The sequence below is a fragment of the Acinetobacter sp. YH16052 genome (assembly GCF_013417155.1).
Lineage (GTDB): Bacteria > Pseudomonadota > Gammaproteobacteria > Pseudomonadales > Moraxellaceae > Acinetobacter.
In genome coordinates, this window is the sequence record NZ_VPEO01000015.1 from 44,547 (window position 1) to 62,164 (window position 17,618).

The window sequence follows — 17,618 nt, forward strand, 5'->3', positions numbered from 1 at the left end:
AAACTCCAATTTCTCACAATTATTCACTATCCAGTGCAAAGTCTGCACTTGGATCAATCAGTCTTTGCCATAACTTGCAAACGGTCATTCGGGTATCGTGCCAGTCGCTTGCAGACACTTGCATGGATTGATTTGCAAGGGCTAAGCGATGGCTCTCGGCGCGTTCACGGAGATAAGCTTGAATCAGAGCAGTCGCATCGTTGCTGGATAAGCAACCTGATTTTGCGGCATCCTCAAGAATTCGTACATTGTCGGAGAAATGGGCGAGATCTTTATTCGTCCCACTCCAAGCCAACACCGCATACTGTGCCATAAATTCGATGTCTACGATACCACCTGCATCTTGTTTTAAATGAAAAATACCATCTTTTTTTTGATCGGCGGAAGAACCCAGATGCTCCTTCATTTTCTGACGCATTTTCAGTACTTCTGCCCGCACATAATTTTCATCACGGGGTTGAATCAAAATATCCCGGCGCAAGACTTCAAACTTTTTCCGCAAGCTCATTTCACCCGCAATTGGACGGGCTCGCACCAAGGCCTGATGCTCCCATAACCAGGCGCTCTTGAACTGATATTGTTCAAAGGCTTTTAAACTGGTCACTAAAAGCCCAGCTTCGCCCGATGGACGCAAGCGGGTATCGACCTCATATACACGTCCATCCAGAGTTTGCGTGGTCATCAGTGACATGAATTTTTGTGCCACGCGCATGGCAAACTCAAAGCCACTGATCGGCTTGAGTCCATCTGTATCGGCCTGTTCACCCATGTAGTGAATAAACACCAGATCCAGATCCGAACCATAACCCAGTTCAATTCCACCGACTTTACCATAACCAATGACTGCAAAAGCCGTATGCTCAACTGAACAGCGCTGCCCTTCAGCATCCAGTGGAAAACCATGCTTTTTCGCAACAATCTGATAAGCCAGATGCAGCGCTGCATTCACCGATACTTCAGCAATATCGGTCAAAGCATCGGAAACTTTCATCAGCGGGCTTTCTGCCAGCACATCACTGGCGGCAACAGCCAGGACATTGGACTTTTTAAACAGGCGCAAGACCCGCATCTGGTCTTCGACCTGATCAATTTCAATCCGTAAAAGTTGCTGGCGCAAGGAATCTTCCAGATCCTGACGTTTTGGCAATTCAAAATCCATCGACAGGAATTCATCCAGTAGCACCGGATAATGGGTCAGTTCTTCACAAATCCAGGGGCTGACCGTGGCCATCTTCACCAGTCGCTGCAACGCCCCTTTACTCTCAATTAACATCACCAGATATACCGTACGGCGCATCACTGATTCAACTAGGGGCATTAAGCGTACCAACGCCACCTGAGGATCATTTGACTGTAAAACGGCTTCAATTAAATGCGGCCAAAAGGTTTTTAAACGTTGTACCGCCTTTGCCGGTAATTTTTTTAAGGCATGCCCATTCCAAAACTCATAAACGAGATTTTTCGCATTCTCATCCAACACCTCTTTGAGTTTCTTTTCCAGCTGTGAAAAACTTTCAACCAAGGTATCTGGACCATTTTCCTTAATTAAATGATCAAACTGATACATCACCTTGTCACGTTTCTCATTGAGATATGCCATAAAGCTGTCCCAATCAGCAAAACCAAGCGTGTCCGTTATACGCGCCCTTAACTCTGGCTCTGTCGGTAGTGATTGCGTTTGCTGATCATTCAGTGCCTGAATCGCGTGTTCGACCCGACGCAGGAACAAATAGGCATCTTCCAGATCCTGTACCGCCTGTTCATCCAGCAACTCGGCATCATCCAGATGATTCAGATTCACCAGACATTGCCGATCCTGCAATTCAAGTTTGGCCCCGCCATAAATCAACTGAAAGACCTGCACGATAAATTCGACTTCGCGAATGCCACCGGCTCCGAGCTTGATATCATCTTCTATATTCCGGCGTTGTACTTCACGCTCGATCATGGCTTTCATTTCGCGCATGGCTTCAAAAGCGCTGTAATCGACGTACTTGCGGAATACAAATGGACGAGTCATCTCCAGCAGCTCATCGCCTTCCAGGCTTGGATTGACAATCCGTGCTTTAATCCAGGCATAACGCTCCCATTCACGCCCATGCTGGCTCAGATATTTTTCCAAGGCCGCATGGCTAATGGCCAGTGCCGAACCATCGCCCCAGGGACGCAGGCGCATATCCACCCGGAATACAAAACCATCCGCCGTGATCTGATCCAGCAAATGAATCAGTTTTTGTCCCCACAGGATGCAAAACTGCTGCACATCAATACATTTACGCCCATCGCTTTCACCCTGTTCGTCGAAGGCAAAAATCAGGTCAATATCACTGGAAAGATTGAGTTCTTGGGCGCCGAGTTTCCCCATGGCGATGACAATCAGATCCTGAACTTTTCCATTATAACCAATCGGCTGACCATACTTGGCAGCGACCGGAATACGGGCAAAATTTTTCGCTGCACAGATGCAGGCATCGGCAAAATCGGAGAGTTCTTGGGTGAGGGTAATGACATCGGTGAGTTGATTGGCATCCTGCCAGATCCAACGAAACATCAATCGAGCCCGCAAAATACGCATTGCGCGCATCCACGTTGCTTCATCGCTTATATTTAGGATGCAGTGCTGCACCAGCTGATCAATATATTCCCGACTGAGTGAGCCTTGAAACTGGTCAATTGCATAATCCTGTTCCAGTAGACTCTGGTGATTGGCCAATACCTGTTCGGCATATTGGCTGGCTCTTAAGGTTTTCTGCAATTGTGCCGCATTCATCACTCAACTCTTCCCCTGAAACATTCTGCTTAGTTATAGCAGGAGTTTTGTCTCAGTGGGAATGTTTTAGTTTGAAATTTACCTTTTAAGATTGCTCGATATGTACATCTTCAAGCACCAGTGCCTGATGATCATTGGTGACCATCGGTAAATGCACGGTAAAGGTCGTACCCCGACCCTCTTTGGAATCTACAGCAATTTGACCATGGTTCAGGTCAATAAAGCGCTTGCAGAGTACCAGACCCAAACCTACCCCTTTCTCTTCAGCTGTGCCTCTGACACTCACACCCAAAGTCGGTTTAAACAGATTCTGCATCTGTTCTTCGGTCATGCCCAGGCCAGTATCCTGAATCGTAATCTTGACCTGCTCGCCTTCCATCTCTGCAGCTAAAATCACTTTACCGCCTTGATTCACCGGGGTGAATTTAAGCGCATTCGACACCAGGTTCTGCAAGACAGAGGTAATCATGTTGATATCCGCATGTACCTTGATGTCTTCAGGAATATTATCAACCAGTTCAATTTTTTTATTTAAGGCCAGACTTTTCAGCACACGGCACACAATATTACTGGATTGTTTCAATTCATAATTAATCGGATGATAAACAAAGCGTCCACCCTCTGCCATCGCCCAAGTCAGCAGGCTTTCCAGCAGGTTATAGGTCGATTGTGCATTATCATATAAATAATCCGCGATGCTCTGGATACTGGATTCGTCCAGAGTGTCACGCTCCTGCGCTAGCACTTCGGAAAAGCCCAGTAAACCATGAAATGGTGCACGCAAGTCATGCGCAATAATCTGGAAAAATTTGGTTTTACTGAAGTTGAGTGCGCATTGCTGTTCATATAATTCTTTCAGTTCAGTATGTTCTTGATTGAGCTGAATTCGAATCACTAAACTTTCAGCAAATTGTTTAATAGTGGCAATATCATCCTGATCAAACCCTTCAGTCTGATCATCAAAGAAAATGACCTGTCCAAAAGACACACCGCTACTTGATTTTAAATTAAAGGCGACTAATCTCTGATGCGCTACACCGAGATCTTTCACATAATTTGACAGTTCTGTATAAGCAGGATGCATCTGGTCAATGACATCTGACTGTTGCAGATACGCAGGCAGATTCACGTTCTGCGGGGCGTGCAAGGCCCGAAAACCGCGCGGACAGCTGTACCAGATATAGGGTTCCGTGTGGAAGCCGATAATACTGGTTTTAACGTTTAAAAGTTTACGGGCGATCTTACAAAAGGTGTCTAATAGGTTGTTGGAGGTATAGACACCTAAAATGAGAGATATACGGCACGAGCTTAATTGCTCCGTATTCTGACCGACCTCTAGCAGTTTTAGTTCCATGTTTGCCTCTCTGAATGTTTATGGAATATAGAAAACACTGCCGACCAAATTCATACAATCAATAACAAAGATTCTATATTTACTTAACGATGAAAACTCACCTCTAGGTTAAAGGATTTGTTAACCTGTTTCTATCCAGATACATTCTTAACCGCAAAGCACTGATATTTAATTGATTAAGAATAACTTGAAAATTTACTATTCGAAAAAAATCTACATAAGTATTTGAAATTAATATATCTCACCTAAAATAAGTATCTTTATTTGTATTTACTGTAACACAGTACTGAATAAAAAATACCCACCATCGCTTTTTACTCTATTTAGAGTAAAAGCTAATGATTTTTCAATTATATAGCTTGACCTTATGATTAAAAATAAATTTTATATCAGGCTTCATCTATTTAATAACACTCAGAATTATTTTTTAATTTTTTAAAAATATCTTAACAATTCCAGTCTACGAAATATCTAAATATCAGGATTCTGATTAAAAATAAGCCAAAAAAGCCACTGAGAATTGTAAAGATTTTACATTCATTAACAAATTAATTGCAGAAATTTTGTATTTTTTATCATCAATGTAGTTTTAGAAGCTGAAATAGTAATATTAAGATAGAACACTTATAGACTATGCATGTCCAAGTCAAACCAATCGGTTCAAAACAGCTATAAAAAAGCGGCCTAAAAAGACCGCCTTTTTACAGGGCTGCTTAATTGTCAGAAATCAAGGCCACTTGCTGTACATAGTTAAACAGCTTTAATTTAGAAGCGTTCACTTCTTCTTCAGGTGCTTGATTCTTTAAATCACGATGTACCCGAAGATAATGTTGACGTAAGGTATGACGCTCTGTCGCATTATAGGTTTTGGTAAATTCATTGATGGCTGGATCACCATCTTTAACAATTCGATCCACCCAACGCTGTAATTGAGCTGTCTTTTTAAGACCTTGTTTGGGTGTTAAATAAGACAAAATCACCGTTTCATTTTCATTACGTAATAATTTACCAATCCGTGAAAATTGACGACGACGTGCTTCATGTGAACTAATTGCCTGCACATCAAGCAAGGCGTCAATCAAACGCTCATCTACGGGTAGGTTTTTAATTTGTTTAGCGCTCAGCTCTGCAAGCTGCGCACCCAAAGCAGCCATACGCTGGACTGCTTTTTTCTGTTCGGTCTTACTTGCGCGTCCCTCTAAAGAATCAAAATCTTCTTCAGTTAAACTGTTCGGTCGACGTGCCACGATTAATCTGCCTCATAAAATTTTGCTGCAAATAGTGCCTGAATTTCAGATAAGGCTTTGTCCTCGTCTGCTCCTTCAATCACCAAGCGTAAAGTTGTTCCTTTGCCCGCACCGAGCATCAGCAAGGACATGATATTTTTTGCATCTACCAGTTTATCCGCTTTGCCAATCTGGATACTGGAACGAAATTTGGTGGTAACTTCTATCAGTTTACCAGATGCGCGTGCATGTAAACCCAGTTTATTAATTACGTCAACTGTCGTATCAATCATGACCAGTGCTTCATTTCTCGATGGAGGACTTGAATAGACCATTTTGCCTCAAGGGCTTTTTTTAGTCTATCCACAATATAAACAGAACGATGCTGACCACCGGTACAGCCAATCGACACGGTCATATAATGACGATGCCCTTCGGCAAAGGTCGGCAACCACTTGTCCAGAAAATGATACAGATCATTGAACATGTCCTCGACCTGATCGCTCTTTTGTAAAAACGCCTGCACCGGCTGATCTAGCCCTGAAAATTTGCGCAGTTCCAGTTCCCAATGCGGATTTGGCAAATGCCGGACATCAAAGACATAATCGGCATCCAGTGGAATGCCATGCTTATAACCAAAGGATTGCAGAATCAGGATCAGGTTATCGGCCTGTCCGAGCTTGGACAATAAGGTATGTTTCAGGTCATGTACGCTTTTATCGGTAGTATCGATATGAACTGTAGAACGCAACTGAATCGGCATCAACAGGATTTTTTCTTCCTGAATGCATTGATTCAGACTTTTAAAGCGTGACGCCAGAGGATGCGGCCGACGCGAAGCACTAAAGCGGGCAATCAGCTCCTGATCCTGCGTGGTCAGATAGATAATATCGACCGAACCATGCTGTTGCAGCTGCTCAAATACATGATCAAATTCTTGTAAATCTGCCCGGGTACTGCGCACATCGACGCCCAGTGCCAGCTGTTCCAGATTATTTTCACTGTCCAGTTTTGCCACGATTTCGGGAAGCAATGCCAAAGGCAGATTATCAATACAGTAATAACCCAGATCTTCAAGCACCTGTAATGCAGATGATTTACCCGAACCAGATTGTCCTGTGACAATTAAAATGCGCTTCATGCATGCTACCCTTTCATCTTAGCCGGCAGTGTATTTAACCTGCAGGTTATCGATCAGACGTGTATTCCCCAGCTTTGCTGCTATAAATAACACAAGATCTTGATTAAACGTATGAATTTTTTGTAATTCTGGAGTGCGGACTTCAACATAATCCACCACAAACCCGGCATCGGTTAAAGTCTGGCGAATCTCCGCCAATACCGTATCCAGCTCCACGCCTGCATGTAATTGCTGTTCAGCTTTTTGCAAGCTTTGATAAATGACCGGTGCGATTGCACGATGCTCTTCGCTTAAATAACCATTGCGCGAACTTAAAGCCAGGCCATCTTCTGCACGGGCAATCGGCACACCAATCACTTCCAGTGGAATATTCAGGTCTTGTACAAACTGACGAATCACCGCCAATTGCTGATAATCTTTCTGGCCAAAGAAGGCGTAATTCGGCTGTACGATATTAAACAATTTAGTGACTACCACCGCCACGCCATCAAAATGGCCAGGACGCTGCAAACCGCATAAATCATTGGTAATGTCAGAAACACTAATATTGGTCAGACGAGGTTTTTTACCATACATTTGCTCAACCGTCGGCGCAAACACGATGTCACAACCAACTTCTGCCAAAAGCTGCTGGTCCTGCTCAAGCGTGCGCGGATAGCTGTCAAAATCTTCATTGGGTCCAAACTGGATTGGATTGACAAAGATACTGACCACCACTACATCACACAACTTACGCGCTTCACGCACCAGATTTAAATGTCCCTGATGCAGATTGCCCATAGTCGGCACAAAACCGATAATCTTGCGATTGGTACGCGCCGGATTTAATGATGCCGCTAAGCCCTGAATGGTGGTTTCTGTTTTCATCTTACAATTCAACCTGAAAAGTTTGTTCTGGTGCCGGGAAAGATCCATCTAAAACTGCAGCATGGTATGCTTTAAAAGCATCCAGAATGGCTGTCGCACCCGATTGTTCTTGCATAAAATTACGTACAAATTTTGCAGTATGTCCAAAAGTCAAACCGAGCATGTCCTGAACCACCAATACCTGTCCGTCAGTAGCTGCACCTGCACCAATGCCAATGACCGGAATCTGCGGAAACAGTTCGGTGATTTCCTGGCCAAGCTGTGCTGGTACACATTCAAGTAGCAATAGTGCAGCACCCGCCTCGACCACTGCCTTACAGTCCGCAATGAGCTGATCGGCCGCTTCACGGGTACGGGCTTGTAGTTTATAACCGCCAAAGACATGTACCGACTGCGGAGTAAGACCCAAATGCACACACACCGGAATACCGTTACGGGTCAGCACTTGCACGGTTTCTGCCAACCATGCACCGCCTTCCATCTTGACCATTTGCGCGCCAGCCTGCATCACGGTTTTCGAACTTTGCAAGGCATCATTCAAGGTAGCATAGCTCATAAATGGCAAGTCAGTCATGATAAAGGCATGCTGGTTACCACGGCGTACCGCAGCCGTATGATAGGCCATATCTGCAACCGTGACCGGCAAAGTCGAATCACGCCCCTGAATTGACATTCCCAGAGAATCGCCAATTAAAATGCTGTCCACTTCGGCAATTTCCATGGCTTTGGCCATACTGGCATCATAGCAAGTCAGACATGAAAATTTGCGTCCATCTGCTTTAAAGCGTCTTAAATCACTCAGACTGACCATGAAAATGTTCCTCTATGCTTGAAAATTCTGACGAAGCTACCATCACTTAAAAATTAAATATTTGCCCAGTTGCTGTCGTCGAGTACCGTGAGGGTCGACTGTTTGACGATGTCCAGGTCTTTTAATCTGTGTCCATGAACCTGTATTTCAGGATCAATATCCAGAAGTGGAATCAGGACAAAATCACGCTCTAATACCCCGACATGCGGCACAGTTAAGCGTTCATTTTGAATGTGCTCATTACCATAGAGCAGCAAGTCCAGATCCAGCGTACGTTCGCCCCAATGACGTAAACGTACCCGACCAGCGTCCTGCTCAAAAGCTTGCAGGCGATCCAGCAAGCCTAAAGCTGCCAGATCGGTATTTAACTGCACAACTGCATTCAGATAGTTTGGCTGATCCTGTGGCCCCATCGGTGGACTTTGATACAGATGCGAAGTTTTCACCTGCCCCAATGTCGCCAGTTTCTGTACAGCTTCTGCCAGAATCTGGCGTGAATCGCCCAGGTTACTGCCCAGACTAATATACGTCACGATCATTGTGTTGGCCCAAACACCACTTGGCTCAGATCACGTTTCACCCGTTTACGTTTCATAATCGGATGATCTGCACCAATTTCTCCTCTGGCACTGGCTGCCACATGCGATAGAGGTTTCACCTTGTCTTCAAACTTGGCTTTACGCACCCGACGGTTGCGTGGTTCAGGCTCATTCACCAACGGCTCAATCTCGGCAAGATCTTGCTGCTGGGTCAGCTTCTGTTCCAGATGCTCTTCTTGACTCGCCTTGCGACGGCTCTTGGCACGCTGACGGTTATACTGGCTAATGGCCCGTTCTTTCTCGTCACCGCTCATTTGCTGGTAGGCATCCCACCAGCTACCCATACCTTGTGCAGTCGCATCACCTGATTTTTCACGCAGCAGCAAAAAGTCAAAGCCGGCACGGAAACGCGCGTGGCTGGACAAAGCCTCGATTTGCTGTGGTTTTGGATTCAACAAACGGGTTTGCATTTCCCAGACTTCACGAATAAAGGTTTCCGCAAAGCGTGGAATAATAGTGCGAGTCGCCTGACGTTTTAACACATCCAGACCGGCTTGGGCACGGACTTCGGCCGCTACCACGCCTTTATTCAAATAAAATTCACAACGCTCGAGGAATGGCTGCCATAACAATACCGCATAGAAAAATGCCGGGTTGATGGTCTTGCCAATCGAAATACGCTGATCGGTATTTTTCGCAGCACGTTCCATAAACGGCGTAATTTCAGGCTTGATATCTGCAAATAACTGCTGCCAGATCCCGAAATCGATCAGCATGGGCAAGACACGATTCAGGTGTCCCATGGTGAACAGCTTCTGTGATTCATCATAAAGTCGATGTGGAGAAACATCACGCAGCAACTGGGTCATTTCCGGCGTAAAGACATCCAGAATCACTTCATCAATATTAAAGTTCAGCTTGGCGGCAAAACGTAAGGTTCGCAGCATCCGCACCGGATCTTCTTCAAATCTTAAAGCCGGATCACCAAGTAAGCGTAAGGTTTTGCTGTGGATATCATCCACTGCATTACAGAAATCCAGCACAATACCTTTACGCGGCTGGTAGTACATTGCATTGATGGAAAAATCACGACGGGCAAAATCCTGCTCGATGCTGCCCCAATTGTTGTCACGCAGAATCATCCCCGCGGCCGAGGTCACTGCTTTTTTTGGTGGTGCACGGAAGGTTGCCACTTCAACCAGTTCCCGCCCTGAATAGACATGCGCCAGTTCGAAACGCCGTCCGATAATTCGACAACGCCGTCCGAAAACTTCCTTGACCTGAGCCGGAGTGGCATTGGTGACTGCATCGAAATCTTTAGGATTCAAACCTAACATCAGATCTCGAACACCACCACCCACGATATAAGCTTCATAGCCTGCCTTGTTTAAGGCATCAATCACATCGAGAATATAAGAAGGTAATTGAGCGGTTGATAAACCACATTTTGACGCGCGCAAAGTTTGCAAAAGACGCTGTCTCCTACGTCTGAACGTAAAATTCTAAGATGACGCTAATCATATCGCTTACACGACTAAAGGGCAATTTGATTATGTCAATCCTGCGAGTCAAATCAATCAGCTAGTCATGATCCATGCTGTCGCCTTACAAGGCCAGTCTGGCCTTGTTTTTGGCAAATAATGCCGGCCCAATACCTTTGACTAGCTGGATCTCTTCAATGCTTTTGAATTTTCCGTTTTTTTGCCGATGTTCAATAATGGCTTCAGCCTTTTTTTGACCAATACCATTTAGCTGCTGTAATTGCTCCACAGTTGCATTATTCAAACTGATTTTATCAGCAGCAGAAGATGCCGATAATGCAGGCTTCGCCAGATAGTGATTGCTTTCTGATGAAGCCGTAGCGGCAGCTTTTTTCTTCAGGCGGGCGTCGTGTTGTTGTTGCTGGGTCTTCCATTCCATATAATCGGTCGCAGTCGCATGCGCAGTTCCGATAGAAATAAAGCCCAGCCAGCAACTCAGAAGAAAGTTAATCCACGTCGGACCGATTCGATAAGGTATTTTTTTCATGTGCTGCTCTTTGTTTTAATTCTAATTTAGCCTGTTCCCAGAGCTGATCAAGTTCAGCCAGTGACAGTTTTTCCAAGTCTAATTGTTGTAATTGTGCCTGATCTTCCATCAAGGCAAAGCGGGTCCGGAATTTATGGATCGTCCCCAATAATGCCATCTCGCTGGAAATGCCAAGTTTACGACCAACATTCACCAGAGAAAATAAGCAGTCGCCAAATTCTTCCTGTATTTCATCGGAATCTTCTCCAGCTACCGCTTCTTTTAATTCAGCCAGCTCTTCTTCCAGCTTGGCATAAGCACCCGCCATATCAGGAAAATCAAAACCGATTTTGGCGACATTTTTTTGAATTTCATCGGCCTGCACCAAAGCCGGTGCATATTTAATATCATCCAGACGTGAACGCGGCTTGCCCTGCTTTTCTTGCTGTTTGATTTCTTTCCATAGCTCAGACACATCTTCTGGGCTGAGCTGCGCAAACTGTTCCGCCTGAAATACATGTGGATGACGACGAACCAGTTTATCGGTAATGGCCTGTACGACATCCTGAAAATCGAAAGCCCCCTGCTCGCTATACATTTGCGACTGGAACACCACCTGTAACAGCAAATCACCAAGCTCATCGCGGACATCGTCGACTTTTCCAGAGCGGACTGCTGCTTCGACTTCGTAAGCTTCCTCAATGGCATATTTAGTCAGAGATTCAGGGGTCTGCTGCTGATCCCATGGACATTTTTCACGTAATTCGCGAATGACCTTGAGTAGTTGTTCCATATTCAAAAACCTCTTTTTACCAAATAGTCGCGTCAATCTGCCAGTTTCTTGTTATGCTCAAAAAAAAGACAATAAGGAGATCAGGCACATGCACAGTATATTGATTAGTGGTGCAGCACAAGGAATTGGGGCAGCAACCGCCCAGTTATTTTACCAGCACGGCTATAAAGTCGGTATTTATGATATCAATACAGCACAGGCTGAACAGCTGGCCCAGCAACTGGGCGAACATGCCAAAGCCGGCTTTCTCGATGTGGCCGATTATGCTTCCTGGGAAACAGCCTTGTCTGAATTTTCGGCCTGGGCGGGGAAAATCAATATTCTGGTCAATAATGCCGGGATTTTATATTCAGGCCCTTTTGAAGAAACTGATATTACGGCACATCATCGGACTCTGGATATTAATGTTAAAGGAGTCATGAACGGCTGTCATGCCGCTTTCCCTTATTTAAAAGAGTCTGCATTTGCCCGCATCATTAATCTATCTTCAGCTTCGGCGATTTATGGCCAGGCCGATTTAAGCAGTTATTCCACCAGCAAGTTTGCAGTGCGTGGCCTGACTGAAAGTCTGGATATTGAGTGGCAACCCTATGGGATTCGAGTCTTGGATGTCATGCCACTTTTCGTTAATACGGCCATGGTCAAAGATATGCAGTCAGAAAGTATTAAAAAAATGGGCGTGCATTTAAAAGCAGAAGATGTTGCACGAGATATTCTGAAACTGGCACAGCTCAAAGATTCAATATGGCAGGCAACGCATCATCCGGTCGGATTCAAAAGCCAGTTTTTATTTCATTTATCGCGGATGAGTCCACAATTTGTGAATCGGCTGAGTAATCTGATCATTTCTAGAAAATAAAAAATATTCGGGTTCATTCTGTTTTAGACAGTGTGATGAATCTGGATCACAGGAAATCTCAATCCCTTGCAGGAATCCTCACTTTGCCAGGCCACGGTGAACATGCAGCCAGCAAGCGTATAATTTTGATAGGCATAGACGCCAATCTCTGGATGTTCGCAGCGCCCACCATTTTGCTCAGGATGGATATTGGTATTGAGCTCATTCAGGTTTATCCGGATTCCCAAGCCTGATGCCTTTAACACCGCCTCTTTGGTGGTCCAGACTTTAAACCAGTATTCGGGATCATAAGCCAGCATTTTCCAATATTTTAATTCTTCGGGATGAAAGGCATGTTGTGCCAAGGCTTCAAAACGGACTTTACGATTCAGTTCTTCAATATCAATTCCTAAATTCTGAACTTGCTTGCTCGTGGCCAAGGCGTAGAAATTTTGACTATGACTATGATTAAAACTGAAATCCGGATAGTCATTTAAATAAGGCTTGCCATATTCAGTGGCGGTGAAATCCAGAGATTGGATCGGATGATTGAATTGATCTGACAGCAACTGGTTACGTCGCGCATAAATTGCCAGTTTTCGATTTTTGATTTGCTCTACCCGTGATTCAGGCGGTTTAATCGAAAAGAACTGATCTATTTTTTGTAGATAAATTTGAATATTTCGCGACAATGCAAAGCTCATAGAAACAGATGGACTTTTTCATTTTACGTCGCCAGATAAAAAAAGAAAGCCTGTTCGAAAACAGGCTAGACTCATATTACTTAGATTGAATCAGAAATATCAACTGGTTTTGCTGCTGCAGATTCTGGCGCCTTAAAGTTCAAGCCCGCTTTTTTCATCAATTGCGGATACTCCACCAATGCCATGGTTGCGTTTTTTGCAATTCCAGTCACATCACCTAATAGACCTTTGGCATCCATAAAAGACATACCGCTATCGCTGACACTACGCGGATTACTGAGCATTTGCATAGACACCTGCTTACTATTAAGCACGAGTTCGCGTGCAGACAAGCCCGCAATCGCAAAGTTAGTAAGTGAGTTAACTAGAAGCTGTTTCTGGCTTACACTTAATGCATTAATACGTTCCAGTGTCGCCGCTTCATCCTTTTTTGATGCATCCAGAACATCATTGGTCAATTTGGTAATCTCTTTCTGGATTGCCTCTTTTTCCTTTACGTCCGAGGTAGTTTTCAAGCTGTTTAATTTGGTTTTCAGCTCTTCACTGTCTTTACGTTCAGCAAACAGGGTTGCCAGTGTCGTTCGGCTTTGAATAAACATGGCATTGGTGGCTTGTGCCTGCTTAAGAAAACCCGCCAAATCCAGATTTTGTGAAGATGTGCCTGTTGTCGTTGCAACTGCTTTTGATGCCAGACTACTCAATGTTCCAAGACCGGCATGGCTTTGCGATGCCAATACAGCACTTCCCAAGATCAAGATGCTTGCGATTTTTTTCATAGTATTTCTCCTTATAATTCCTTACTGAACTGCATCGGCCTTTTGCACGATCTGATTTAAAATTTTTGGTAATGCCTTGAACATCTGAATGTTGTACATTTCATGACGATGGGTGATATCAATGCCTTTTAAACTAACTTCTTGCTGTAAACCGACAGCCCCAACACGTTCCTGTTTTGCATTAAAACGCCGCGCGCCACCTGCCAACACCAGAGTGGCATCGCAGCTGGATTTGTCTGCATTGCATTTAATAGAGTCTTCTTGAACCTGAATCTTGAAGGCTGGCTGTAAGCACTCGTCTTTGGGCACATACAGTTTCAAATCTAGCTGTTTTTTAAAGCCGGCATTTTCAGTCATTTTTATAATTGATGTTTCTAAACTGGCCTGCCCTTTAAAACCTGAACCTGTAGCATAAAATGGACGTTTGGACTGACTGGTAAATGCGTGATAAATCAGCGGACCAAATCCATAAAATGGAATCTCTCCGACTTGATCGGTATGCAAGCTTGAACAAAGCACACGGGCAAGTTTTGACTCACCCACAGCAGCATGGCTATCCACCAAGATGCTATCACCCGAACGTACCGGCAGACGGTCATTTCCACTCACAGGAAAATCAAGCTGCGCTTTGACTTTAGTCCCTTGACGCTCAATGACTGTAGCTTCCCAAGTCGGGATTAACACTTGACGCTGAGCAACTTTTTCACGGTTATACACATGAATTTTCATGCCTGTGGTCAAACGCTCGCCTACATCCTGAATCGTGATGGTCTCGCTACCACCACTCGCTACCTGCAAGTCTGAACGGGTAAATTGAATCCCTTTCTGGAATTGCTGACCCAATTTCACCAAAGCATTTTTGAGTGCCACTTCCTTACGCGTATCCAGTGAAAAACCCATTCCTTGTGAAATGGTTTCACTGATTTCATCAGTTGCATGTGCCGAATAAATCACACGCCCAGAACGGTCAATCATTTCAGCAAAGACTTCGCTATGTACTACTTGCTGCTCAGTCATTTTGCCGACTTGCTGCTGATAACCAATTACAGGAATCACATTAATACGAATAAAAAATTCAGGAAGTTCACGCTGATGCTGGGTTTCCTGATTAGTTAAACCCGTCTGCTCACTGATACTCTGTGCGAGCACGCTATAACGTTTGTTGACTGGTGTAAGGGTAAAGGATGCATTTTCTCCGATCGCATCAGAAAAAATCTGCTCAATCAGGTCTTTTGACTCGCCTTGATAAGTCAATACATCCACCACCAAAGCTTTAGGCTTGTTCAGTGCCTGACGGGTATTAGCCGAAATCTTGCTAAACTGGCTCGAATTACCACTCATCAATACAGGCAATGCCACAGCATAATCACTGTCAGCATGGACAACCCGGATTAAATCTCCTGAAGCCGAGCTCAGCTCATCATCTTTGGCAATCCCTTGATTAAAGCCTTTATCCAAAACCATATAAGACTTCCAGCGGTCAATCACCTTGGTCTGCACTTCAGAGACCTTAAATTTCTTCTGTAGATCTTGGGTCAATTGCTGAGTCAAGGTCAGCAAGCTACTTTGAAATTTCTGCTGGACCGCCTGACGGGTTGTAGCCGCCTCGACATCAGTCGACAGCACCTGTATAGGTTGAGATAAGGTAGCGCTATCGGTATAAATCACTTCTCCAGACAAGACATTGGTCAACTTTAAACTTAAAGTGACTGGCAGAAAAATCTCGGCTGTAGACTCCTTTTGCACCACATATTCGCTGGCCCGCAAAACTTCCAGAGAAGCCACATAGCTTCGATGTTTATTCTGTTGGGAAATTGAAGTAACCACCTGATCTTGCAAGGCCTGTTTCAGCTGCTGCTCGAAAGCCTGTACAACTTGAGTACGAATCGTCTCGCTAGATACAGCCTTGCTAAAGTCACAGGAAATCGATGATGCGTTTGCTTCTATATGTTCCACCGATTGACGACAAGGCAGTTCCAGCCCGTAAATTCCCTTCGCCGGAAAAACCTGAATATTGGCCTGTGTACTAGCCGTTCCCATCAGCGCCATGGCAAGCATGGCTTTTTTCATGCTTATTTGCATTGGGTACCACCAATACATAAAGTAATGGTATTCCCTGCTTGCAGGCGTTCTGCATTCGACAGAACAGGATTTACCCGGCGCAATGCTTTGGCAAGTTCAGCACTTAACGGCTTTTCACTCTTATAAGTCATGGTCATCTCGACCAATTTGCCATCCTGGGTACGGATATCGATATTTTCCGCACCATCCATTTCATCTAAGGCCACGTACAGGTCATCCCCTAACCGGCTAGATACGCTACCCGATACACTTTTTACAAAGAGGGTTATTTCCTTACCATACATGCTGCGGTTTTTCGAATAGGCAAGGATTTGCGGGCCGACTTCAGATAGCGTCATTTCACCCAGTTTACGGGCAACATTGGTACGGCAAGTATCTGTCGTTGCAGCCGTGGATGATTCAGTACAGGTATCGCCGCCCATCAGTGTGCCATCATCGACTGAATAAATTTTATAGCTGAGTGCACCATCACAAACAAACTGACCCGTTGCACCTGAACGACCACGGTCATAAATATAAGAGCTACCGACCATAAACCAGTCCGCTTTTTCCTGACGCGCAGCCACTGCAAGTTTTGCCAGTTCTGCATCACTCAGCAATTGTTGAATGGTCATGCTCTTGCCTTTGAGATAACGGCTACGAAATACATCCGAATTCATTAAGCGCAGATCATATTTAGATGCTGCACGGGCAATTGAGGTTAACGTTTGATTTTCACGCTCAGGTGTGGTCGATGGAGTTTGATATTCCACATATTTCACAAAATTTTGAATGTCATTCTGACGTTCCGACTGGCTATAACGTGCTGACTCACTGGCGTTATAGCTTGCTGAAGCAGAAGATTTACCTGAGTTATTATGACTTGATGAACGTGCAGCAACACCGGCTCCTGCACCATAGTAATTACCATAGGCATAGCCTGAAGCCGAAGCTGATTTGCCTTTTGATGAATATGATGAGCTTTCACTAGCTTTTGCACTTTCTTTCGCATCATAGCTGGCCTTTTCATCATAGGCATAGCTCTTATCTGAAAAGTACGACGTAAATTCTTTCACCGGTTTTGAGTTATCTCGCGGTACACCAAAATACTCATCCATTACGATCATGATCGGGCTGGTTCGGCTATTCTTTTTGGATAAACCCAAGTCATTCAAGATCTGGCGAAACTCCTGGTCATCCATTTCAATTGAAATAGAAGTAACCAGTTCATTGTTATTGTTGGTTTGACTACCTCGATTAAATACGTAGCCATTGTCAACTTGTTTCACAATATCTGCCAGATGAGGCTCGGCATCCTGCATGGCTTGAGGGCCATTTATTTTTTTGATTAAAGCAATGACTGCATCAGTTTTTGCATTATTCAATGCCTGATTCCGTGTTCCTACTGGATCTTTTTTCATAATGGGGCTACTGCCCTCACCATTCACTTTGATCATTTCAGCGCACGCAAGGCTGGGCAAGCCCATCATACAGATTAAGGCCAATGCAGTTTTTTTCATGTTCCCCTCACATCACCGCAAATTTAGGCAGTAATTTCTTATGATCTTTCTCAGTCAGTTTTCATTTTTGCGACTGAATTAACAATTTCACACAAATATGATACATATCACATAAATATTAAATTGATACTTATACTAAATAACTATAATTAAAAGAATATTTTATTTTTATTAAATTCAAAATTAAGCCTGATTAAAAAAATATTTTTTA

General features: G+C 44.3%; 16 protein-coding genes. 1 reads left to right on the forward strand and 15 read right to left on the reverse strand.

The window, feature by feature from the left end:
• Positions 1-19: 19 nt before the first annotated feature.
• From glnE to mazG, 11 genes are all read right to left on the reverse strand, one after another.
• Complete coding sequence (glnE, locus tag FTV42_RS11230) at positions 20-2,770, reverse strand: bifunctional [glutamate--ammonia ligase]-adenylyl-L-tyrosine phosphorylase/[glutamate--ammonia-ligase] adenylyltransferase (RefSeq protein ID WP_180038798.1); 2,751 nt, start codon at positions 2,768-2,770, stop codon at positions 20-22.
• An 85-nt stretch (positions 2,771-2,855) separates the two neighbouring features.
• Positions 2,856-4,124, reverse strand: coding sequence for a sensor histidine kinase KdpD (locus FTV42_RS11235; RefSeq protein WP_180038799.1), 1,269 nt, complete (start codon positions 4,122-4,124; stop codon positions 2,856-2,858).
• A gap of 713 nt (positions 4,125-4,837) precedes the next feature.
• On the reverse strand, positions 4,838-5,371 hold the full coding sequence (yjgA, locus tag FTV42_RS11240; RefSeq protein ID WP_004278333.1) for a ribosome biogenesis factor YjgA: 534 nt from the start codon (positions 5,369-5,371) through the stop codon (positions 4,838-4,840).
• A gap of 2 nt (positions 5,372-5,373) precedes the next feature.
• Positions 5,374-5,643 (reverse strand): HPr family phosphocarrier protein, encoded by a 270-nt coding sequence (locus FTV42_RS11245; RefSeq protein ID WP_034438008.1) that lies wholly within the window; start codon positions 5,641-5,643, stop codon positions 5,374-5,376.
• Positions 5,640-6,491, reverse strand: coding sequence for an RNase adapter RapZ (gene rapZ / locus FTV42_RS11250; RefSeq protein WP_004278335.1), 852 nt, complete (start codon positions 6,489-6,491; stop codon positions 5,640-5,642). The genes FTV42_RS11245 and rapZ overlap by 4 nt, the downstream gene beginning before the upstream one ends.
• Before the next feature lie 18 nt (positions 6,492-6,509).
• Positions 6,510-7,358 (reverse strand): pantoate--beta-alanine ligase, encoded by an 849-nt coding sequence (gene panC / locus FTV42_RS11255; RefSeq protein WP_004278336.1) that lies wholly within the window; start codon positions 7,356-7,358, stop codon positions 6,510-6,512.
• Between the two features lies 1 nt (position 7,359).
• Positions 7,360-8,169, reverse strand: coding sequence for a 3-methyl-2-oxobutanoate hydroxymethyltransferase (panB, locus tag FTV42_RS11260; protein WP_004278337.1), 810 nt, complete (start codon positions 8,167-8,169; stop codon positions 7,360-7,362).
• A 53-nt stretch (positions 8,170-8,222) separates the two neighbouring features.
• Positions 8,223-8,708, reverse strand: coding sequence for a 2-amino-4-hydroxy-6-hydroxymethyldihydropteridine diphosphokinase (gene folK / locus FTV42_RS11265; protein ID WP_180038800.1), 486 nt, complete (start codon positions 8,706-8,708; stop codon positions 8,223-8,225).
• The gene (pcnB, locus tag FTV42_RS11270; protein WP_180038801.1) at positions 8,705-10,177 is read right to left on the reverse strand and encodes a polynucleotide adenylyltransferase PcnB; all 1,473 of its coding nucleotides are present in this window, start codon (positions 10,175-10,177) and stop codon (positions 8,705-8,707) included. The genes folK and pcnB overlap by 4 nt, the downstream gene beginning before the upstream one ends.
• A gap of 136 nt (positions 10,178-10,313) precedes the next feature.
• On the reverse strand, positions 10,314-10,736 hold the full coding sequence (locus FTV42_RS11275) for a ComEA family DNA-binding protein (RefSeq protein WP_180038802.1): 423 nt from the start codon (positions 10,734-10,736) through the stop codon (positions 10,314-10,316).
• Positions 10,696-11,508, reverse strand: a complete 813-nt coding sequence (mazG, locus tag FTV42_RS11280) for a nucleoside triphosphate pyrophosphohydrolase (protein WP_180038803.1) — start codon at positions 11,506-11,508, stop codon at positions 10,696-10,698. Before mazG ends, FTV42_RS11275 begins: the two co-directional genes overlap by 41 nt.
• Before the next feature lie 88 nt (positions 11,509-11,596).
• On the opposite strand from mazG, the gene FTV42_RS11285 reads away from it, so the two are divergent.
• Positions 11,597-12,367: an SDR family oxidoreductase gene (locus FTV42_RS11285; RefSeq protein WP_180038804.1), complete on the forward strand. Its 771-nt coding sequence runs from the start codon at positions 11,597-11,599 to the stop codon at positions 12,365-12,367.
• Positions 12,368-12,390: 23 nt separating this feature from the next.
• On the opposite strand, the gene FTV42_RS11290 is transcribed toward FTV42_RS11285, so the two are convergent.
• The 4 genes from FTV42_RS11290 to FTV42_RS11305 all read right to left on the reverse strand — a co-directional run bounded on the left by FTV42_RS11290 (position 12,391) and on the right by FTV42_RS11305 (position 17,407).
• Positions 12,391-13,050 carry a 4'-phosphopantetheinyl transferase superfamily protein gene (locus FTV42_RS11290; protein ID WP_180038805.1) on the reverse strand — a complete coding sequence of 220 codons (660 nt, stop codon included), beginning with the start codon at positions 13,048-13,050 and terminating at the stop codon, positions 12,391-12,393.
• 80 nt (positions 13,051-13,130) lie between these two features.
• Complete coding sequence (locus FTV42_RS11295; protein ID WP_180038806.1) at positions 13,131-13,826, reverse strand: hypothetical protein; 696 nt, start codon at positions 13,824-13,826, stop codon at positions 13,131-13,133.
• A gap of 21 nt (positions 13,827-13,847) precedes the next feature.
• Entirely contained in the window at positions 13,848-15,908 is a 2,061-nt protein-coding gene (locus FTV42_RS11300) for a hypothetical protein (protein ID WP_257223444.1), read from the reverse strand.
• Complete coding sequence (locus FTV42_RS11305) at positions 15,899-17,407, reverse strand: hypothetical protein (RefSeq protein ID WP_180038807.1); 1,509 nt, start codon at positions 17,405-17,407, stop codon at positions 15,899-15,901. Before FTV42_RS11305 ends, FTV42_RS11300 begins: the two co-directional genes overlap by 10 nt.
• Positions 17,408-17,618: the final 211 nt, after the last annotated feature.